This is a genomic window from Actinocrispum sp. NPDC049592 (assembly GCF_040675465.1).
In the GTDB taxonomy this organism is placed as follows: domain Bacteria; phylum Actinomycetota; class Actinomycetes; order Mycobacteriales; family Pseudonocardiaceae; genus Kibdelosporangium.
The window spans coordinates 197,344-216,770 of sequence record NZ_JBFAPA010000003.1 but is presented as its reverse complement, the minus strand read 5'-3'; the positions used below and the strand labels follow the sequence as shown (position 1 = coordinate 216,770).

At 69.4% G+C, this 19,427-nt stretch carries 19 protein-coding genes; 8 read left to right on the top strand and 11 right to left on the bottom strand.

What is annotated here, in order from left to right; all coding sequences use genetic code 11:
- Positions 1 to 9: 9 nt before the first annotated feature.
- From AB0J95_RS11055 to AB0J95_RS11045, 3 genes are read left to right on the top strand one after another with little or no spacing between them, the layout of a single operon-like run.
- Positions 10 to 1,200, top strand: coding sequence for a SpoIIE family protein phosphatase (locus AB0J95_RS11055; RefSeq protein WP_364755576.1), 1,191 nt, complete (start codon positions 10 to 12; stop codon positions 1,198 to 1,200).
- On the top strand, positions 1,197 to 2,714 hold the full coding sequence (locus AB0J95_RS11050) for an ATP-binding protein (RefSeq protein WP_364755574.1): 1,518 nt from the start codon (positions 1,197 to 1,199) through the stop codon (positions 2,712 to 2,714). Before AB0J95_RS11055 ends, AB0J95_RS11050 begins: the two co-directional genes overlap by 4 nt.
- Complete coding sequence (locus AB0J95_RS11045) at positions 2,711 to 3,148, top strand: response regulator (RefSeq protein WP_364755572.1); 438 nt, start codon at positions 2,711 to 2,713, stop codon at positions 3,146 to 3,148. Before AB0J95_RS11050 ends, AB0J95_RS11045 begins: the two co-directional genes overlap by 4 nt.
- Here the strand turns inward: AB0J95_RS11045 and AB0J95_RS11040 are convergent.
- From AB0J95_RS11040 to AB0J95_RS11025, 4 genes are read right to left on the bottom strand one after another with little or no spacing between them, the layout of a single operon-like run.
- Positions 3,141 to 4,484: a VWA domain-containing protein gene (locus tag AB0J95_RS11040; protein ID WP_364755570.1), complete on the bottom strand. Its 1,344-nt coding sequence runs from the start codon at positions 4,482 to 4,484 to the stop codon at positions 3,141 to 3,143. The genes AB0J95_RS11045 and AB0J95_RS11040 overlap by 8 nt on opposite strands.
- A complete protein-coding gene (locus tag AB0J95_RS11035; protein ID WP_364756172.1) occupies positions 4,481 to 5,356 on the bottom strand; it encodes a MoxR family ATPase in 876 nt (291 codons plus the stop codon). Before AB0J95_RS11035 ends, AB0J95_RS11040 begins: the two co-directional genes overlap by 4 nt.
- A gap of 9 nt (positions 5,357 to 5,365) precedes the next feature.
- A complete protein-coding gene (locus AB0J95_RS11030; protein ID WP_364755568.1) occupies positions 5,366 to 6,100 on the bottom strand; it encodes a zf-HC2 domain-containing protein in 735 nt (244 codons plus the stop codon).
- Between the two features lie 8 nt (positions 6,101 to 6,108).
- Complete coding sequence (locus AB0J95_RS11025; protein ID WP_364756170.1) at positions 6,109 to 6,591, bottom strand: sigma-70 family RNA polymerase sigma factor; 483 nt, start codon at positions 6,589 to 6,591, stop codon at positions 6,109 to 6,111.
- A gap of 318 nt (positions 6,592 to 6,909) precedes the next feature.
- Between AB0J95_RS11025 and AB0J95_RS11020 the strand changes: the two genes are divergently transcribed.
- The 4 genes from AB0J95_RS11020 to AB0J95_RS11005 are packed head-to-tail and all read left to right on the top strand — an operon-like array spanning position 6,910 to position 10,873.
- Positions 6,910 to 7,725, top strand: coding sequence for a DUF4142 domain-containing protein (locus tag AB0J95_RS11020; protein ID WP_364755565.1), 816 nt, complete (start codon positions 6,910 to 6,912; stop codon positions 7,723 to 7,725).
- Positions 7,722 to 8,315: a ferric reductase-like transmembrane domain-containing protein gene (locus AB0J95_RS11015; RefSeq protein WP_364755563.1), complete on the top strand. Its 594-nt coding sequence runs from the start codon at positions 7,722 to 7,724 to the stop codon at positions 8,313 to 8,315. Before AB0J95_RS11020 ends, AB0J95_RS11015 begins: the two co-directional genes overlap by 4 nt.
- Positions 8,312 to 8,518 carry a ferredoxin gene (locus AB0J95_RS11010; protein ID WP_364755561.1) on the top strand — a complete coding sequence of 69 codons (207 nt, stop codon included), beginning with the start codon at positions 8,312 to 8,314 and terminating at the stop codon, positions 8,516 to 8,518. Before AB0J95_RS11015 ends, AB0J95_RS11010 begins: the two co-directional genes overlap by 4 nt.
- Complete coding sequence (locus tag AB0J95_RS11005) at positions 8,519 to 10,873, top strand: FAD-dependent oxidoreductase (protein ID WP_364755558.1); 2,355 nt, start codon at positions 8,519 to 8,521, stop codon at positions 10,871 to 10,873.
- Between the two features lie 496 nt (positions 10,874 to 11,369).
- On the opposite strand, the gene AB0J95_RS11000 is transcribed toward AB0J95_RS11005, so the two are convergent.
- From AB0J95_RS11000 to AB0J95_RS10980, 5 genes are all read right to left on the bottom strand, one after another.
- The gene (locus AB0J95_RS11000; RefSeq protein WP_364755555.1) at positions 11,370 to 11,990 is read right to left on the bottom strand and encodes a response regulator transcription factor; all 621 of its coding nucleotides are present in this window, start codon (positions 11,988 to 11,990) and stop codon (positions 11,370 to 11,372) included.
- Positions 11,987 to 13,228 carry a sensor histidine kinase gene (locus AB0J95_RS10995; protein ID WP_364755553.1) on the bottom strand — a complete coding sequence of 414 codons (1,242 nt, stop codon included), beginning with the start codon at positions 13,226 to 13,228 and terminating at the stop codon, positions 11,987 to 11,989. Before AB0J95_RS10995 ends, AB0J95_RS11000 begins: the two co-directional genes overlap by 4 nt.
- Positions 13,225 to 13,938, bottom strand: coding sequence for an ABC transporter permease (locus AB0J95_RS10990; protein WP_364755551.1), 714 nt, complete (start codon positions 13,936 to 13,938; stop codon positions 13,225 to 13,227). Before AB0J95_RS10990 ends, AB0J95_RS10995 begins: the two co-directional genes overlap by 4 nt.
- Positions 13,939 to 14,198: 260 nt before the next feature.
- The gene (locus tag AB0J95_RS10985; protein ID WP_364755549.1) at positions 14,199 to 15,116 is read right to left on the bottom strand and encodes an ABC transporter ATP-binding protein; all 918 of its coding nucleotides are present in this window, start codon (positions 15,114 to 15,116) and stop codon (positions 14,199 to 14,201) included.
- 71 nt (positions 15,117 to 15,187) lie between these two features.
- Positions 15,188 to 15,694 (bottom strand): sigma-70 family RNA polymerase sigma factor, encoded by a 507-nt coding sequence (locus tag AB0J95_RS10980; protein ID WP_364755547.1) that lies wholly within the window; start codon positions 15,692 to 15,694, stop codon positions 15,188 to 15,190.
- Between the two features lie 498 nt (positions 15,695 to 16,192).
- On the opposite strand from AB0J95_RS10980, the gene AB0J95_RS10975 reads away from it, so the two are divergent.
- Positions 16,193 to 16,804 carry a response regulator transcription factor gene (locus AB0J95_RS10975; protein WP_364755544.1) on the top strand — a complete coding sequence of 204 codons (612 nt, stop codon included), beginning with the start codon at positions 16,193 to 16,195 and terminating at the stop codon, positions 16,802 to 16,804.
- On the opposite strand, the gene AB0J95_RS10970 is transcribed toward AB0J95_RS10975, so the two are convergent.
- Together AB0J95_RS10970 and AB0J95_RS10965 are read right to left on the bottom strand one after the other, a co-directional pair.
- Positions 16,799 to 17,452, bottom strand: coding sequence for a response regulator transcription factor (locus AB0J95_RS10970; protein WP_364755541.1), 654 nt, complete (start codon positions 17,450 to 17,452; stop codon positions 16,799 to 16,801). The genes AB0J95_RS10975 and AB0J95_RS10970 overlap by 6 nt on opposite strands.
- Positions 17,404 to 19,293, bottom strand: a complete 1,890-nt coding sequence (locus tag AB0J95_RS10965; protein WP_364755538.1) for a histidine kinase — start codon at positions 19,291 to 19,293, stop codon at positions 17,404 to 17,406. The genes AB0J95_RS10970 and AB0J95_RS10965 overlap by 49 nt, the downstream gene beginning before the upstream one ends.
- Between the last annotated feature and the right edge of the window lie 134 nt (positions 19,294 to 19,427).

Here is a 19,427-nt window from a genome sequence, read left to right as displayed (position 1 = left end):
GGATATTGCGTGGAGACTCCGGCGAGAGTGGACCGGCCGCTGCGCGTGCTGCTGGTCGAGGACGACGACGGGGATGCCTTCCTGGTCTCCGAGCTGCTCGCGGACGTCCCCGACCAGGTGGTGGTGCACCGGGTGGTGACGTTGGCGAGTGCGCTGAGCATCCCGCTGAATGTGGACTGTGTCCTGCTGGACCTGCAGCTGCCGGACGCGGATGGCCTGGTCGGCCTCACCAAGCTCCGGCAGCACGCGCCCGGGACGGCGTTGGTGGTGCTCACCGGTCAGCGTGACGCGTTGACGGGTCTCGCGGCGGTGGCCGCGGGCGCGCAGGACTACCTGGTCAAGGACCAGGTGGACGGTCTGCTGCTGGTCAAGGCGCTGAGGTACGCGTGGGAACGCAAGCGCGCCGAGGAGGCCGAGCGCCGGTTGCTCGAACAACAGTTGGTGGCGGCGGAGAACCGGCGCCTGGAACGCGGGCTGCTGCCCGCGCCGCTCTTCAACGACCCGAGCCTGGAGCTGGTGGCCCGCTACCGCCCTGGCCGCCACGGGTCCCTGCTCGGCGGCGACTTCTACGACGCCGTCGAACTCCCGGACGGCACGGTTCACCTGGTCATCGGGGATGTCAGCGGCCACGGCCCGGACGAGGCCGCGCTGGGTGTCGCGCTGCGGATCGCGTGGCGCTCGCTCGTGCTGGCGAACCTGCCCACCGACGACGTGCTGGCCACGATCGAGCGCATCCTCAAACATGAGCGGATCAACCACAACTTCGTGACGCTCTGCGCCATCACCCTCAGCCCGGACCGCGCCGTCCTGCGCATGCGCCTCGCCGGTCACCCGCCGCCGCTGCTGATCGAGGGCACGACCGGCAGGCTGCTCCCGTTGGACGAACTGGGCGTGCCGCTGGGCCTGCTGCCCGAACCCGGGATCTGGCGCCCGGTGGACATCGCGCTGCCGCCCGACTGGGCCCTGCTGCTCTACACCGACGGCGTGTACGAAGGCCGGGTCACCGGCAGCCAGAACCGGCTGGGCCACGAGCGGATGGCCGAGCTCGTGCTGGCCGACCTGGCGGCGAACCCGGGCTGGCGCAAGGCGCCCGTGCAGGTGCTCGACCGGCTCATCGCGGCGGTCGAGGAGCTCAACGAGGGCCCGCTGGACGATGACGTCGCCCTCGCGTTGATCAAACACGACAGGCAGGCCCGGTGAACGAGTGGCGGATCGGCCGCTGGGCCACCATTCTGATCGTCGTCGAGGCCGTGATGCTGGCCGCCGCGGTCGTCCTCGGCGTGGTCGGCCTGCAGAACCTGTCCGATGCCCGCAGCCGGGTCGTCGACCAGATCGACCCGGAACTCCTGCAGGCGCAACGACTCAACGCGGCCATGCTGAACCAGGAGACCGGTTTGCGCGGTTTCCTGTTGACCGGCCAGCAGTCCTTCCGCCAGCCGTACGACGACGGCAGGCAGACGGCCACCGAGGCCATTGCCGGCCTGCGCGACCTGGGCGCGGTCCCGGGCACCGACGCCGGCCGCGACCTCGACACCGTGATGTCCAAAATAGACGCTTGGCAGCGGATCGCTGAACAGATGCTGGCCGGCAGCACCGATCCCACCCTCGTCGACCGCAGCAAGACCGCGTTCGACGATCTTCGATCCACAATGGACGGTCAGCGTCGCAACCTGGCGGCCGCGCGGGACGTCGACCGCAACCGGCTGTCGAGGTCGGCGACCCTGCTGTCGGTCATCCTCGGGGCGATCATCGTCCTGCTGGTGGCCCTGTTCGTCCTGCTGGCGCTGGGATTCCACCGCAAGATCGCGCTGCCGATCCAGGCGCTGGCCGGCGAGGTGCGCAAGGCCACCGACGACATCAACCGCGAGATCCCGGCCGGCGGCGGCCCGCAGGAGCTGACCGAACTGGCCGAGGACGTCGAGGACATGCGCAAGCGGATCGTGGCCGAAGTGGACGAGCTCCGGCGCGCGCACGAGCTGCTCGACCAGCGCACCCGCGAGCTGCAGCGGTCCAATTCGGATCTCGAGCAGTTCGCCTACGTCGCCTCCCACGACCTCCAGGAACCGCTGCGCAAGGTGACCAGCTTCGTGCAGCTGATCCAGCGCCGGTACCAGGACAAGCTGGACGAGCGCGGCGAGCAGTACATCGAGTTCGCTGTGGACGGTGCCCGCCGGATGTCGGTGCTGATCAACGACCTGCTGGCGTTCTCCCGGGTCGGCCGCAGCACCGGCGAGTTCGTCGACGTGGACACCGGGGCGGTGCTCGACGCGGCGCTGAGCAACCTGGAATCCGTGATCGAGTTCAGCGGAGCCAAGATCACGCGCACCGACCTGCCGCACGTCCGCGGCGAGGCGTCCCTGCTGACCGTGGTGTTCCAGAACCTGATCAGCAACGCGATCAAGTTCCGCGGCGACACCACACCGCAGATCAGGGTGTCCGCGGTGGAGGGTGACGGTGAGTGGAAGTTCTCGGTGACCGACAACGGGATCGGCATCGAGGCCGAGTACGCCGAGCGCATCTTCGTTATCTTCCAACGGTTGCACCCGCGAGCCGCCTACCCGGGCACCGGCATCGGGCTGGCCATGGCGCGTAAGATCGTCGAGTTCCACGGCGGCCGCATCTGGCTGGACACAGTGACGAACAACAGCGAAGCCGGGAAAACTGTGCCGGACAAGACAACCTTCAGCTTCACGTTGCCTAGTGAGGGGAAATGAACGAACTGCTCAACTCGGTCGACATCCTGCTGGTCGAGGACGACCCGGGCGATGTGCTGATGACCAGGGAGGCGTTGGAGCACCACAAGGTGCACAACACCCTGCACGTGGTCAGCGACGGCGTCGAGGCGATGCAGTTCGTCCGCAAGCAGGCGCCGTACGAGGACGTGCCGCGGCCGGGGCTGATCCTGCTGGACCTCAACCTGCCCCGCAAGAACGGCCAGGAAGTGCTGGCGGAGCTGAAGGGCGACCCGGAGCTGCGGGCGATCCCGGTGGTCATCCTGACCACGTCCGAGGCGGAGGAGGACATCCTGCGCAGCTACAACCTGCACGCCAACGCCTACATCACCAAGCCGGTGGACTTCGACCGGTTCGTCCAGGTGGTCCGCCAGATCGACGACTTCTTCCTGACGGTGGTGAAGCTGCCTAGATAGGCAGCAGCCTGGTGATCAGTTCGGAGAGTTGGTGGACCGTCCGGCACTCGTACATGTCCACTACGTTCGCGTAGGAATGTGCCAGCGAGTCACCGGTCGACCACAACCGTCGCGGCTCGGGGTTGAGCCAGTACGCGTGCCGTGCGTTGGTCACGATCTTCTTGAGCGCGGCCAGGTTCGGGTCGCCGCCGTTGTTGCGGGCGTCGCCGAGGATCAGGACCGACGTCTTCGGCCCGATCGCGTCCAGGTACTCGTCCACGAATACCTGCAACGCATGTGTGTAGTCGCTGTGACCGTCCCAGCGGACCAGTTTGGCCTCGCGGTGGATCCGGGAGGCCAGGCCCGCCGGGTCCTCGGCGCCCGCCTTCACCAGGTGGGTGACCTCGTCGGTGGTCTCGATGAACCCGAACGCCCGCACCTTGCTGAACTGGTCGCGCAGCGCCTGGGTGAGCAGCAGCGTGAAGTTCGCGAACCCGGCCACCGAACCGGACATGTCGCACAACAGCACCAGCTCGGGCCGGCCCGGCCGCCGGTGCCGGTAGGCGGGCTTCAACGGCACCCCGCCGGTGGAGATCGATCGGCGCAGGGTCCGCCGCAGGTCGATCTCGCCGCGTTTGGTCCGGCGGCGGCGCGCCGCCAGCCGGGTGGCGAGTTTCCGGGACAGCGGATAGATCGCGCGACGCATATCCGCGAGCTGTTTGCGGCCCGCGGTGAGGAAGTCGACCCGGTCGGATGGTTGTGCGACCGCGTTACGGGACACCGCGTCCCGGCCGCGCAGCTCGGCGGTCCGCCGCCGGGCCTCGCCCTCGACCATCTCGCGGAACCCGGCGATCTGCCGCCGGATCTCATCCCGCCGCAGGTCGGCCAGGAACGCGGGATCGTCGGCCCGCAGTGCGGCCAGGATCCGGACCAGCAACGTCTCCGGCCGCAACCGTTGCAACGTCTGGTACGCCGACCACCCGCCCGCGCCCTGGCCGTTCTCACCGAACCGGCCCAGCGCGTCCACCGCGGCCTGTGCAAGCGTTTGCTGGTCCCGCAGCGACCCCGTGGCCAGGGCCTCGACCAGCTGGTCCCGCAGGGACTCGACATCGGCGGGCGAGTCGCCGGGCGAGCCGACCGACACCGGGAAGTAGAGGTCGAAGACCTGGTCGAAGACGACCCGCTGACCGGACCGCCGCAGCAGCGCCGCCGCCAGACCCTCCCGGACCCGTTCGCGGTCCTCCAGCCCGAGCACGGTCAGCACCCGGGCCGCGTCGATCGTTTCCCCAGGCCCGGCCAGGATCGAGTGGTCGCGCAGCGCCTCGACGAACTCGATCAGCCGCGCGGGGACGCTCACCCCAGCACCTCGTCCAGCTTGAGGTCGGTGGCCGCCCGGCGCTTGTCCGCCTCGTACTTAAGCACCACACCCAGGGTGGTCTCCACTATCTGCGCGTCGAGCGACGTGGCACCCAGGGCCAGCAGGGTGCGCGCCCAGTCGATGGTCTCCGCGATCGAGGGCGCCTTGCGCAGTTCCATCGCCCGCAGCGCGCCGACCACCCGGACCAGCGACTCGGCCAGCACCGACTCCACCTCGGGCACCTGCAACCGGACGATGTCCAGCTCACGCTGGGCATCCGGGAAGTCCAGGTGCAGGAACAGGCACCGGCGCTTGAGCGCCTCGGACAGCTCCCGGGTCGCGTTCGAGGTCAGCACGACGAACGGCTTGCGGGTCGCGGTGATCGTGCCCAGTTCGGGGACGGTCACCTGGAAGTCGCCCAGCACCTCCAGCAGCAGACCCTCCATCTCGACGTCGGCTTTGTCCGTTTCGTCGATCAGCAGGACCGTCGGGTCGGGGTTGCGGATCGCGGTCAGCAGCGGGCGGGGGAGCAGGAACTCCTCGCTGAAGATGTCCGCGCGTGCCTCGTGCCAGTCCTCATCGCGGCCGGCGGTGATGCGCAGCAGCTGTTTGGCGTGGTTCCACTCGTACAGCGCACGGGCCTCGTCGATGCCCTCGTAGCACTGCAGGCGTACCAGCTGGGACTGTGTGGCCGTGGCGACGGCACGGGCCAGCTCGGTCTTGCCGACCCCGGCGGGGCCCTCGACCAGCAGCGGCTTGCCCAGCCGGTCGGCCAGGAACACGGTGGTCGCGATGGCGGTGGACGTCAGGTAACCGGCGTCAGCAAGCCGCGCGGCGACCTCGTCGACGGAGTCGAAAAGCACACCTGCCAGGCTAACCGGTTAGGTAGCCAGGGTAAGCAAGATGTCCCCGTTGTCCGCGCGGATCTCCAGGCGGGAGATCTCCGACGGCTGGAACGGGGCGCCGCCGCTGAGCTTGAGCGGCTCGTTGCGGCCACCGGCCGGCACGCTCCAGCTGGTCACCGTGCGGGCCTCGCCCTTCTTGGACACCGCCACCAGCTCGCACAGCCTCGGCCCGGCGGCACCGCGCAGCTCCATGTCGATCTGCGTGCCCCAGTCCTGGGCCAGCATGGTGACGTTGGCGTCCAGCTCACCGCCCATGCCCTTGGCCGGCCCGTCGAGCGTGCGGGGCTGACCGGTCGGGGCGGCGGAGGACGGCGGCACCGTCTCGGAGTCGATCTTCACGTTCAACTGCGGGCTCGCGACCGGGGAGCCGCCGCCTGCCTGGGTGATCACGATGGTCGCCAGCGGGGCGGCGATGATCAGCGCGGCGGCGGCCGCGGCGGCGAACCACTGGCGCCTGCGCCGCTGAAGACGGGACCGGCTGGCCTCCTCGAGCAGCGAGGACAGCACGCGCGGACCGGGAACCGGGACGAGCAGGGCCGGGGCGTCATGTTTGACGGTGTCCAGCAGGTCCGGCACGTCCTGCAGCTCGACCAGGTCGAGCTGACACCTCGGGCAGTCGAGCAGGTGCTCCTCGAACGCCGCGTTGTCCGGCTCGTCGAGGGCCCCGAGGATGTAGGCGGCGATGTCGACATGCCCAGACGCGTGGACCATTCCCGCCCTCACCCCCTGTCCCGTAGCGCACGCCTCAGTGCCCTGACCGCGTGATACAGCCTCGACTTGACCGTACCCGGCGGGACGCCCAGTGTCTCGGCCACATCATTAACCGTGCGGTCACGGAGATAGGTCTGCATGATCGCTTCTCGTTGCTCGTCGGACAGTACGCGCAGCGCGTCGTAGACCACCATCGCGCTGAGTGTCCGGTCGGACTCGTCGGGTACACCGACGGAGTTCGCGTCCGGCTCCTCCACTTCCTGCGGTCTCGCCTTTCGGCTGCGTCTGCCGTCGATGACGATGCGCCGGGCCACCGTGTACAGCCAGGCGCGCAACATGTCGGGACTGCGGTCGAGTTTCTCCGCGTTACGCCAGGCCCTGATCAAGGTCTCCTGGACGACGTCCTCAGCCCAGTGCCGGTCGTTGCCGGTCAGCTTGAGGGCGAACGCCATCAGGGGCGTGCCGAAGTCCCGGTACAACGCTGTTGCCAGGTCTTCTTCGGAATGCCCATGACGGCGAAGCTCGTCGCCGAGAAGTGCTCTCGCGGTATGGCTGTGGCGTCCCACGCGAGACATCCTGTCGGTATGTAAGGTTGCTGTCCACTGCCGAATCGTTGCGGAATTTTTGTTTGAACCACCCTGGGGCCCGCTCCGTATCCACCAGTGAAGGCGCACCAGGTGCCCCCGAACCCGGTCGCACCGGATCCACTGTGGCCACAAAGTGTCCATTGTGGATTCAACACGGCCTTTTCCAGCAACGTCGCTAGGTAGCCGGTCCCCCGGCCGGCCCACGGAGACAGGAAGGACGCCGTGAAACGAATACTCACGTCGCTGGTGTTGGTGCTGCTCACTGCACTCACCGCACCCGGCGTGGCGGCAGCGCAGCCAAGCCCCGCACTGTCGGCGTTCGACGCGGAACTGCTGGTGAAGGTCCGTCACGCCGGCCTGTTCGAGATGCCCGCGGGCGAGATGGCGCAGGAGCGCTCGGCCAACGCCAAGGTCCAGGAGGCCGGCCGCACGCTGATGACCGACGACGCCCAGCTGGACGTCGAGGTCCGCCGGGTCGCGAGCCTCTACAACCTGGCGCTGCCCGCCGAACCGGACGACCAGCAGAAGGGCTGGCTCGCCGACATGGCTACGGCGTCCGGCTCCCAGTTCGACTCCGTTTGGGCGATGCGCCTGCGGCTCGAGACCGGAATGATCTTCACCACCATCGCCAAGGCGAGGGCGAGCACCGCGGATCCCGAGATCCGCAAGTTCGTCACAACGGTGAACACCATGGTCCTCAAGCACATGGGCGTTCTCGAGGACACCGGGATGGTCGACTTCGCGAGCCTGAACCAGCCGCTCGCGAACGTGCTGGCAACCGACCCGGACAACGGCGTCGACATGGGCGTCGCGCTGACCCTGGTGCCGCTTGTGGTGGCGATCACGATCTTCGTGTTGTGGCTTGCCGCCGGACGTCGCAAGGGCCGCCGGGCACCGGCGCGCTACCGCGACGAGGAGGACGAGGACGACGATCGTGACCGGGGCGATCGCGGTGACCGAGGCGGTGGCCGCCGTAGGCGGGAAGAACCGCGCAGTGGTGGTACGAAGTTGTTCGCAGATAAGGAATATGCAAGGTGAGTGGCACACAGACGCTGATCCTGGCGGTCGGTGGCCCGTCGGACGACGGGCTGCGCGGAGTCGCCGCGGTGGCGGCCCGGGTCTCCTACGCCATGCTGTGCCTGACGATCAGCTGGGGCGTACTGACCCGGACCGGCTGGGCGCGGCGCGTCGGCGAGCGGAAGACCTTCCGCAGTGGGCATCTCGTGCTCGCGACGCTGACCATCGCGTTCGGCATCGTGCACGCGCTGGGCTTCCTGTTCCTGTCGGACGGGAAATTCACGTTCGGCATGATCGCCATCCCGATCCAGCCCGAGTTCCGCTACACCATCGCGATTGTCGGCCTCGAGCTGATGATGGCGATCGCGATCACCGCCAGCCTGTACCGCTGGACTTCCTACCGTCGCTGGCAGTACGTCCACCGAATGGCCTACATCGCGTTCCTGCTTCTGGTGGCGCACTCGGTACTCGGGGCGATGGCCAACAACCACCTGTCGATACTGTGGCTGGCGGGGCTGACATTTTTCATCCCAGCCATTACGTTGGCCATCCTCCGGTTCGTGCCGACCCGGACGCTTGTCCAAATCGGACTTGTTGAGGAGCAGGCATGAGAGAGCGCCGGCTTCGGCTCAAAGTGGACAATGACCGTTGTGAGCGTTACGCGATCTGTGAGATGGAGGCTCCGGACTTGTTCGAGCTGACCCCGGACGGGCGGCTGTTCTACACGAAGAGACCGGACGAGACTCAGGTCGAGCAGGCGGCCGCAGCCGCGCGCTGCTGCCCCATGCAGGCCATCAAGGTGGACAGGGTTTAGATGACCGAACTAGAACGCATCGTCATCGTCGGCGCGGGGGTCGCCGGCCTGCGAGCCGCGGAACGGTTGCGCGAGCTGGACTACGACGGCGAGGTCGTCATCATCGGTGACGAACCGCGCTGGCCGTACCACCGTCCACTTGTGTCCAAGGACCTGCTCGCGGGCAGCGACCGCCCCTCGGACCTGACGCTGCAGCGGCACGTCGAGACCGGTGCCCGCTGGCGCCTCGGGACCCGCGCGGAACGCCTTGACACGCAACGCAAGGTCGTCGGCCTGCCGGGCGGCGAGGAGATCAAGTACGACGGGCTGATCATCGCCACCGGTGTGGAACCCCGGCACATGAAGGGTGTTCCCCGGCACAGCCCGCGTGTGCACACGCTGCGCACCGTGGACGAGGCGATGGCGCTCAAGAAGACCATCCACGACAACGACCTGCCGATCGTCGTGCTGGGCACCGGTTACATCGGCTGTGACGTCGCCGCGAGCTCGCGCAAGATGGGCCGGGACGTCACCATGGTCGGCCGTTCCCGGTTCCCGTTGAAGGCACTGGGCAACGAGGTCGCGTCCGCAGTGGACCACCTGCACCGCAAGCACCGCGTGCGGATGGCGATGAACACCGACATCCGCAACTGGGTCGTCTCCGACGACAACATCGCCATGCACACCACCGATGGCCAGCTGCTGGTCGCCGGTGCAGTGGTGCTGGCCATCGGCTCGATCCCGTCGGTGGACTGGGCGCGCGGCTCCGGCCTGATCCTGGAAGACGGCATCCTTTGCGACGCGCAGCTTTTCGCGGCCGGCGCGGACAACGTCGTGGTCGCCGGTGACTGCGGCCGCTGGCCGAACCTGCGGTTCAGCGAGACCCCCCGGCGGGTCGAGCACTGGATCAACGCGGTCGAGATGGGCCGCGCCGCGGCCGAGAACCTCCTTGTGGGGCGCGAGAAGGCGACGCCGTTCACGCCGATCCCGCGGGTCTGGTCCGGTCAGTACGGCATGCGCCTGCAGATCGCCGGTGTGCCCGCGCTGGGCAAGGACGTCGTGCACCTCGAGGACGGTGTCCCCGGCACGCCGGGCATCACCGGGTACGTGCGGGACGGCAAGCTCGTCGGGGTCTGCGGCTGGGACGCCCCGCGCAAGATGATCAAGTGGACCGAGGAGCTGCACAAGCTGCTTCCGGTGCCGGAGAAGGCCAAGCGCCCGGTCGCCCCGGCTCCTGCCGCCGCGAACTCCCGCCCGCCGGCCCCGCCGGTGCGCCAGGAGGTGCCGACCGCCCCGGTGCGGCAGCAGTCCATGCCGTTGCCGGTTCCCGCGATGGCCGGTGCCCCCATGAACAGCATGGAGATGACGGTCGTGCAGCCCGGTGCGATGGGCCGCCCGCCGATGCCGTCCATGCCGATGCAGCGGCCGGTCGCGACGCCGTCCATGCGGATGCGTCCCGTGCCGCCGCCCGCGCCCGCCAACCCGCCGGTCGCCCCGGCCGCGCGTGGCGCCATGAACTCCATGCCGATGTCGCGTCCGGCCCCGGCCGGTCCGCCGCCTCGGCGGGTTCCGCCCGCGCTCGCCCGTCCCGCCGCCGCGACCGGTGGCGGGGGTGGGCGTCACTCGAAGCCCGCGGGTCCCACCGGGCGTCCGCCGATGCCGTCGATGCCGATGGCTCGTCCGCAGCTGCCCGAGCCCGAGCCGATGACGACGCAGATCCCGCCGATCCGGGACGAGCCGATGTCGATCAACTCGGAGTTCGCCCGCATGGTCCGAGAAGAGGCCGCCCGCGAGCGCGCCAGCGTCCCGGAGTACCGCGGCCGTCGCCGTCGCGAGGACCGTGAGGTGTCGGTCCAGCCGCCATCGGCGCCGGCGACCGGGTCCATCCCGAACCTGTCCGCGCCGAACCTGTCGATGTCGAACCTCGCGATGCCCAAGATCCCGGTGCCCGACCCGACACCGTCGGCACGGATGCGGCCGGCGCCGCCACCCGCACGGCAGCGTCGCGCGGAGGCCAGCCAGGCCCTCCCGCCGGTGCCGCCGCCACTGCCCGGGCAGCACCCCTCATTCCCGAACATGCGCCCGGTGGCGCGTCCGGACGAGATGCCGTCGTTCTCGAGCATGCCCCCGGTCCCGCCGCCCACCGGCCGGTACCAGGAGCACCCCTCGTTCCCCAACATGCGGGCCGTGCCGCCGCCACCCCAGGGGCGGTACCAGGAACACCCCTCGTTCCCGAACATGCAAGCGGTGCCCCGGCCACCCCAAGGCGGCCGTTACCAGGAGCACCCATCGTTCCCGTCGATGCAGGCCGTCGAACGGCCGGAACGCGAAAGCCGCCGCCTCACCAGCCGTGGTGCGGTGCGAGGGTTCGGCTAGAGACACGGCTAGCCGAGCAAGGCCGCGGCGGCCAGGCCCTTGGCCGCCGCGGTTGCCCCTTCGCAGGTGAGCCAACCCGACCGCTCACCCGCGAGGGGGCGTTCGCATACCCGGACCAATCCGCCCCACCCACCCCGGCGCTCACCCCTGGCGCTCGCCCACCCTGGCGCTCGCCCACCCTGGCGCTCACTCACCCTGGCGCTCGCCCACCCTGGCGCTCGCCCACCCTGGCGCTCACTCACCCTGGCGCTCGCCCACCCTGGCGCTCACTCACCCTGGCGCTCACTCACCCCGGTGCTCACTCACCCTGGCGCTCGCCCACCCTGGCTGGCCCCTGCGCAAACCGGCCCCTCCCAATCCGGCCCCTGTGGATAACTCATCCCCACAGCCCCGGTTCTGTCGCCCCTCCCCGGTAACGTGAAATTCGGGGATCCCCCAGGAGGGGACCCCCGTCGCGGCGTGGGCGGGGGTGGGTGTGGATGTGGATGTGGGTGGCTCAGTCGAGCAAGCCCCGGCGGTAGGCCTCGGCGACGGCTTGGGCACGGTCGCGGACATCGAGCTTCGCGTAGATGTGCAGCAGGTGGGTTTTGATGCTGGCTTCGCTGATGAAGAGTTTGGCCGCGGCCTCGCGGTTGGTGGTGCCGTCGGCGACCAGTTGCAGGACTTCCAGTTCGCGGGGGCTGAGGGTGCCGCGCTGAGGTTTGCGGACCTGGCCGATCAGGCGGTTGGCGACCGAGGGCGACAGCACGGACTGGCCCTGGTGGGCAGCGCGGACCGCGCGCAGCAGTTCCTCGGTGGGCGCGTCTTTCAGTAGGTAACCAGTGGCGCCCGCCTCGATCGCGGGCAGGACGTCGCTGTCGGTGTCGAACGTCGTCAGCACGATCACGCGCGCCTGCGAGGACGACTCCTTGAGCCGGCGGATCGCCCGCACGCCATCGAGTTCCGGCATCCGCAGGTCCATCAGGACGACATCGGCCTGAAGGGCCGCGACCTGTTCGACGGCCTCCCGTCCGTTGGCCGCCTCGCCGACGACCTCGATGTCCGGCTCACCGGTGAACGCCACACGCAGCCCGTCCCGGACGACAGGGTGGTCGTCGACGATGAGGAGTCGGATCATCGGTCACCTTCCGCGCGGATCGCCGGGACGCTCGCCCCGATGGCGGTGCCCTCACCGGGCCCGCTCTCGATCTCCAGGGTGCCACCCACCCCGAGCAGCCGCTGACGCATGGTCTCCAGGCCGTACCCGCTCGACTCGCCCGGCGACTGCGCGGACACCACGAACCCGGCGCCGTCGTCGCGCACGTCCAGCAGCACCACATCGTCCAAATAGGACAGCGTGATCCCGGCCCTGGACGCGCCCGCGTGCTTGGCGACGTTCGCCAGCGCCTCCTGCGCCACGCGGAACAGCGCCACCTCGATGCCGGTGATCATCGGCACCGGCGTCCCGTTGGTGTCGACACTCAGGCTCACCCCGGAGGTCTGGCTCCACGCCTGCGCCATCTCGGCGATCGCGTCCGGCAGCCGGGAACGTTCCAGCGGCGCCGGTCGCAGCGCCTGAACCGACCGGCGCGCCTCGGACAGGCTGCGGCGCGCGAGCATCTGCACCTGGTCCATGTGGTGCTGCCACTGCTCGGGTTGGTCGCGCACGCGGTCGGCGGCCTGGAGCTGACGGATCATCGCGGCCAGTTCCTGCGCGAGGGTGTCGTGGATCTCGCGGGCCATGCGCTGCCGTTCGTCGAGCACCCCGGCTTCCCGCGCCTGCACCAGAAGCTGGGCGTGCAGGCCGGCGTTCTCCGCCATCGCGTTGGCCAGCCGGGCGTTCGCATCGGTCAGTTCGGTGATCGCCTTCTTGCGGCGTTCGCTCTCCACGCCCGCGTACCAGCCGGCGAAGATCACCGGGATCGCGATGGCGAGGATCATCGAGTACGGCGAGCTCTGCGTCATCGCGTCCCGCTGCACGACGAACGTGCCGAACGCGTTGGCGGTCACCGCGAACACCGCCCACCGCGCCGGGAACACCGCGAACGCGAACGGGTAGCCGACCCACACGAACGCGGTGAACGCCTGACTGCTCCAGATCAGCGCACAGCAGAACGCGAGCAACCCGGCGAACGCGGCCACGGCCCACACCCGGTGTTCCGGCCACGTCGGCCACCAGAACCCGAACAGCAGCAGCCATACGGCCGTCCCACCGGCGAGCGCGGCGGTGAGGCCGGGGCTCGGGGTGAGCTCGCGCTGGACGAGGGACCACGTCACCGAGAAGGCCAGCGCGGCGTACGCGACGGCGACGTAGATCCACTTCGCCAGCCGCGCGCCCGCGTCAGCGGAGTCGGTGACCTGCAGCATCGTCCTCATTCCCACCGGAACACCCGGGCCGCCAGCGCGCCCGCCACGATCGTGTACCCACCGAGCACGCCGAGGTGCAGCGGTGCCGGCATCGTCCCACCCCAGCTCGCCCGCAGCGACTGCATGGCCGCGCCGAGCGGGGTGTAGTCGCCGATGTCGAGCAGGAACGGCGGCAGCGTCTCCGCGGGCATGAACACCCCGCCGAACACCAGGCTGACGAAGAACAACCCGACACCGATGCCGGTCGCCACCCGCTGGCTGGGCGCCAGCGCCGCGACGAGCAGCCCGACGGCGAACAGCGCGGTGCACGAGAGCACGATGGCGGCGAGGAACCCGGGCACCTGCCGGGGCAGCTCGAAGCGGAACCCGAAGTGTCCCACGACGATCACGAGCACGACCGCGACGGCGGCGACGATCAGGCCGATGGACAGCTGCGCGGCCAGAACCCGCCACGGCGGCATGGGCGTGGTGGACATCCGGCGCAGGATGCCCTTTTCGCGGTACCCGGCGAGGGTGGTGGGCGTGAGGTTCAGCGCCAGCTGGGCCAGCCCGAGGCACAACGCCATGGTGGGGAAGTAGGTCAGGATCGGGTCGGTGTTGTCACCCGGATGCGCGATCACCCCGAAGACGACGACGATCGCGACCGGCAGGGCGAGCGTGACGATGGTCGACGCCGGGTCGCGCAGGAACAGCTTGAGCTCAGTGACCGTGAGCCGCATGGAAACCTCCACAGTGGATGGCCGCCCCCGCGTGTCCCCCTTTCCTCCGCCGTGTGTCCCCCTTTGCTCCACCCCGAGATCACCGCGGGACCCCCAGCCCCGCGGTTTCGGGGCGGACGAACGTGGGACACGCGGCGGAGGAACGGGGGACACGCCGGGGAGGAACGGGGGACACGCGGGGGAGGAACGGGGGACACGCCGGGGCGGGGTGTGGTTGTGCGCGGAAGTTGGGGGTATTGCCCAGGTTTGGGCGGTGCGTGTCAGTTTTCCGTAGTAGTGAGCGGGTGACCGGTGAGGGCCACGTAGGCGTCGTCCAGGGTGGTCTGGTCCACTCGCAGGTCGGTGGCGATGACGTGGTTGCGGGCCAGGACGGCGGTCACCGCGTACAGCAGGTTGCCCGTCCCGGTCACGACGAACCGGGTGCCATCGCGCGAAACGTCCGAGACTTCCGGGATATCCGACAGAAGTAGTGGGTCGAAGGGGTCAACCGCCCTGAACCGGACGCGCTGCCGGTTGTCCACTTGGGACACCAGACCCGCTGGCGTATCGATTGCAATGATCTTGCCGGCGTCGATCACGGCCAGCCGGTCGCAGAGCCGTTCCGCCTCTTCCATGAAGTGGGTCACCAGGATCACCGTCACGCCGGTCTGCCGCAGCCGGGTGATGTGATCCCATGTTTCCCGCCGGGCGGATGGGTCTAGACCAGTGGTCAGCTCGTCGAGGAACACCACCGACGGGCGGCCGACCAACGCGAGGGTGATGAACAGACGCTGTTTCTGGCCACCGGAGAGCTTGCCGAACGGGCGATCGCGCACCGCCGAAAGGCCCCAATCGTCGACAAGGCCCTGCCAGTCCGCGGGTTGCGGGTAGAACGAGGCGTACAGCCGCAGCGCCTCGCCCACCCGAAGCCGCTCGGGCAGCTCACTCGATTGCAGCTGCACGCCGATGCGCGGACGCAGCGAAGCCCCGTCCCGCCGCGGGTCGAGGCCGAGAACGCGAATGGTCCCACCATCCGGTGTCCGCAGGCCGGAGAGGCACTCGACGGTCGTCGTCTTGCCCGCGCCGTTGGGGCCGAGGATGCCGAAGATCTCACCCTCGGCCACGGCGAACGACACATCCTGGACCGCGACGATGTCGCGGTACCGCTTGTGCAGGTGGGACACCTCGATGACGCTCATGGCACAGAGCATCGGTGAACGCGTGGCCCCGCGGATCCACGAACCGGCCACAATGCCGGTGGATCCCGGGATCAGCCGATCGGTCGATACGCGCCGATCCGCTTGCGCAGCCGGTACAGCGCCGAATGCGCGCCCTGCGTGGTCGTGCCCAGCTCACGGGCGATCTCACTGTGCGGCTTGCCGTCCGCGACCATGTCGACCAGCTCCTGGTCGCGGCGGGGCAGTGCGAGGATCTTCACCGCCAGCCAGCGGGCTTCTTCCTTGTCGCAGGCGAACTCGGCCGGGTCCTCCGCCGTCGGCGGGACCAGCCGGGGATGGCCGGCCATGCGGGTCGCGACCGTCCGGCGGCGGGCCTCGTCGGCGCACAGCCGGGTGACCGTGGAGACGAGGAACTGTTCCAGCCTGCTCATGTCCAGATCGTCGAACTCCGCCCCGCGGACCAGGGCTTCGCCGACGATGTCATCGGGGTCCACCGGTGCCGCACAACGCCGGGCGGCGATCCGGACCAGCTGGGGCCGGATCCTGATGCACTCCTGCCAGTAGTCGTCGGTACGCGTACGTGCGTCCGGGACCGGCATTACCACACCCCCGATCGGGCTGTCGTACGCGCCGCACGACAGACCGTCTCGATGTCGAGTAGTTGTTATTTGAACATATTTCTTCCATGTTTCGATGGAAGCTTCTCCTGAGCGACACTGATCCGGGAGGGCCATTCGGCCCGTGTCTCATGTGGTGAGAATCTCAACCCTATCCCGACGAATCACTGTAACGGCGGTACAGTAGAACCCAACTTCCGCCATTCGAGTGAACCTCGGTCAGATCGCGCCGACTCAAGCGAAATACCTAGCGTGGGAGACGTTGCGGCTCGGACTGGATCTGCGGGTGCTGAATTCATTTGCGGTTATTTTGATCGACAGAATTCAGCCACCAGGTCGCCGCGGCGGGGGACCACCACCGGCCCCCGGGGTTGATCACCCCGGCGGTGGAGCGACGCGGGGCAGGGCCGCGTCGCTCCACCGGGCGCGGGTGTGCCGCTCAGCGTGTTCAATCGCGTTGAGCGGCACACCATGACGTCCTTGACCAGCGTTTTCATCGTTGACGACCATGAGCTGATCCGCAGAGGCCTCGCGGCCCTGCTGGACGACGAGTCGGACATCCAGGTGGTCGGCCAGGTGGGCACGGTGCTCGAAGCGCTGGCCCAGGTCCCCGAGCGGCTGCCCGATGTCGCGGTGCTGGACGTCCGGCTGCCCGACGGCGACGGCATGCAGCTCTGCCGGGACCTGCAGCAGCGCTGTCCCGAGGTCAGCTGCCTGATGCTCTCCCCGTTCCCCGACCAGGACACCACGCACGCCGCGTTCGCCGCGGGTGCGTCCGGGGTGGTCTCCAAGCACCTGCGCGGACCCGAGCTGACCAGCGCGATCCGGATCGTTGGCGCCGGTGGCAAGCTGCCGAACGTCGCCCCGGCCGACCAGCCCAGGGAACAGGACCCGCTGCAGACCCTGACCAGGCGGGAACGGGCCGTGCTGAGCCTGATCGGCGAGGGCCTGACCAACCGGCAGATCGCCGCCCGGCTCGACCTGGCCGAGAAGACGGTCAAGAACTATGTCTCGAGCGTGCTGGGCAAACTCGGGCTCAGGCGCCGCACGCAGGCCGCCGTGCTGGCCCACGAGCTGCGCCACCGGCTATGAGCTGGTGCTGTTGAGGTACGCGAGCACCGCCAGCACCCGGCGGTTGGTGTCGTCCGACGGGGCCAGCTGCAGCTTGGCGAAGATGTTCGCCGTGTGTTTGCCCACCGCGCCCTCGCTGACGAACAGCTGGGACGCGATGGCCGCGTTCGACCGGCCGCCCGCCATCAGCTCGAGCACCTCGCGCTCCCGGGGCGAGAGTGCGGCCAGCGGCTCGTTGCGGGCGTTGCTGGCCAGCAGCTTGGAGATGACCTCGGGGTCCATCGCGGTCCCGCCGGCCGCGACCCGGCGCACGGCGTCGATGAACTGGTCCGAGTTGAGCACCCGGTCCTTCAGCAGGTACCCGATCGCGCCCGCGCCGTCGGCCAGCAGCTCCCGCGCGTAGAGCTGCTCGACGTGCTGGGACAGCACCAGGACCGGCAGGGCGGGGACCTTGCGGCGGGCCTCCAGCGCGGCCTGCAGGCCCTCGTCGGTGAAGGTCGGCGGCAGCCGGACGTCCACGATCGCCACGTCCGGCGACAGCTCGTCCAGGGCCCTGACCAGCTCGGGACCGGACGAGACGGCGGCCACGACCTCGAAGCCGTGCGCCGTGAGCAGGTGCGTCAGGCCGTCTCGGAGGAGGTAGAGGTCCTCGGCGAGGACAACGCGCACGGCACCTCCAGGGTCACGGTGGTCGGCCCACCGGGCGGGCTGTTGAGCATGAGTACGCCGTCGAATGTAGCGAGCCGCCGCCGCACGCCGTCCAGGCCTCCACCTGGGGACACCGAGGCACCGCCGTGGCCGTCGTCGGACACGGTCACCCGCAGCCGCTCGTTGTAGTGACGGATGTCGATGCTGGCCCGTTGCGCCCGTGCGTGCTTGCCGACGTTGGTCAGCAGCTCGTTCACAGCGAAGTAGACCGCCGCTTCGACAGGCGCGGTCACCCGTCCGGGTAGGTCTACCGCGACATGTACGTCCAGAGCGCTGTCGAGGGCTAGCGCCCGCACAGCGTCGCCGAGGCCGCGTTCGGACAGCACCGGGGGATGGATCCCGCGGACCAGGTCGCGCAGCTCGACCAGGGCCTCGGCGGATGCGTTCCGGGCGTTGGCCAGCAGTTTCTTGGCCGCCTGTGGATCTTGGTCGATCAGCCGCTCGACCGCGCCGAGGTTGAGGCCCATGGCGACCCAGCGCGCCTGTGCGCCATCGTGCAGGTCGCGCTCGATACGTCGGAGCTCTGCGGCCTGCGTATCGATTGCATCGGTCCGGGTCTCGGTCAGCTGCGCCACCCGCCGGGCGAGCTCCGCCGAACGGGTCGGCGCCAGCAGCAGGCCGCCCCACCGGCCGTACAGCCTGAGCAGGGCACTCGCCGCCGCGAACACCGCCGCTGCCACCACGAACCCGATCACCGGGGTGGCCCAGCGCGGCACCCAGCCCAGCCCGGGCAGCAGGTCCAGGTAGGCCCAGCCCTCGCGCGGGCGGGCGGACGAGAGCAGCTCCGGGATCCACGACCAGACCCAGGACCAGAAGTAGCCGAAGAACGCGGCCGTGCCGAGCAGCACCGGCACCAAGCACAGCACGATCACCACGATCGGGTCCAGGACCAGCCACAACAGGTCCCGCCAGGTGGCCTTGTCCTTGTACGTGGTGCAGATGGCCTGGTTGCGGATCAGTTCGTCCGGCCGGTCGTGCAACCGTTTGCCGGCCAGGTACGTGCCGTCCGGGCGTGGCACCGGCGGAGGCGGTGGCGGCAGGTACGGCTCGGCGATCGGCACGCCGGTCCACTTGGTCAGCTGCCTGCGCCGGGCGTTGGCCACCAGCCGGTACTCGGCCATGATCTGCGGAAAGAACCCCACCACGCCCGGGAAGATCGACACGACCAGGAACAGCGCGTAGGGGATGTCCAGCAGCGCCATCCCGCAGGCCTGCGCCAGCCGGCCGGCCGCGCGGCCCTGGGTCTTCGCCCAGGCCCAGAACGGGCCGAGCACGTCGTCCGTGCCCAGAAAGGGCACACTCCACCGGACGTACAGCTCCAGTGCGAGTGGACCCACCGCGAACCCGGTCACCACCAGCGGAATCGCCGCCCACCATGGCACCAGGACCGCGGCCGCGATCAGCAGCGCGGGGACGCCCGCGGCCAGGCCTCCGGTGAACGGCGTGGCCAGTTCCCACATGTGGTCACGGTGAGTGGCCATGTCCCGGTGGATCCAGTCGCGGCGGCGCCGGTACTTCAGCAACCAGGTCCGCCGGTAGAGCTGGTTGCCCTCGCGATACCAGCCGTCCGGCTCTGGCGTGGGCGGTGGCGGCTTGGGCCGGTAGGGCTGCGGCACGTGCACGCCGAACCAGGCACCCATCAGCCGGCGGACCAGGTTCGGCAGCCACCGCTCCAGCTGGAAATGCACGACCACGCCGGTGAACGACAGCACGAAGGCCACGATGACCTGCGCGAACCCGACCAGCGAGAGGCCGGACAGGACCAGGCCCCGAACGGGGGCGAGGGCGTGTCGGCGCAGCATGGACCCAGTCTGGCGGACCTGCGCTTCCGTATGCACTGCGTTCAGGCGTAGGGCGGGGGTATGGCTAGCCCCACCCCAGGTGTGCGGTCAGACGGATTCGATACGCAGTGGCGGATCAATAGCGTTGCCGTCAG

Excerpts from the sequence above, each read along its gene's own strand:
- AB0J95_RS11045 (WP_364755572.1), top strand. The coding sequence starts at position 2,711 with ATGAACGAACTGCTCAACTCGGTCGACATCCTGCTGGTCGAGGACGAC.
- AB0J95_RS11030 (WP_364755568.1), bottom strand. The coding sequence starts at position 6,100 with ATGGTCCACGCGTCTGGGCATGTCGACATCGCCGCCTACATCCTCGGG.
- AB0J95_RS11010 (WP_364755561.1), top strand. The coding sequence starts at position 8,312 with ATGAGAGAGCGCCGGCTTCGGCTCAAAGTGGACAATGACCGTTGTGAG.
- AB0J95_RS11005 (WP_364755558.1), top strand. The coding sequence starts at position 8,519 with ATGACCGAACTAGAACGCATCGTCATCGTCGGCGCGGGGGTCGCCGGC.
- AB0J95_RS11000 (WP_364755555.1), bottom strand. The coding sequence starts at position 11,990 with ATGATCCGACTCCTCATCGTCGACGACCACCCTGTCGTCCGGGACGGG.
- AB0J95_RS10995 (WP_364755553.1), bottom strand. The coding sequence starts at position 13,228 with ATGAGGACGATGCTGCAGGTCACCGACTCCGCTGACGCGGGCGCGCGG.
- AB0J95_RS10990 (WP_364755551.1), bottom strand. The coding sequence starts at position 13,938 with ATGCGGCTCACGGTCACTGAGCTCAAGCTGTTCCTGCGCGACCCGGCG.
- AB0J95_RS10985 (WP_364755549.1), bottom strand. The coding sequence starts at position 15,116 with ATGAGCGTCATCGAGGTGTCCCACCTGCACAAGCGGTACCGCGACATC.
- AB0J95_RS10980 (WP_364755547.1), bottom strand. The coding sequence starts at position 15,694 with ATGCCGGTCCCGGACGCACGTACGCGTACCGACGACTACTGGCAGGAG.
- AB0J95_RS10965 (WP_364755538.1), bottom strand. The coding sequence starts at position 19,293 with ATGCTGCGCCGACACGCCCTCGCCCCCGTTCGGGGCCTGGTCCTGTCC.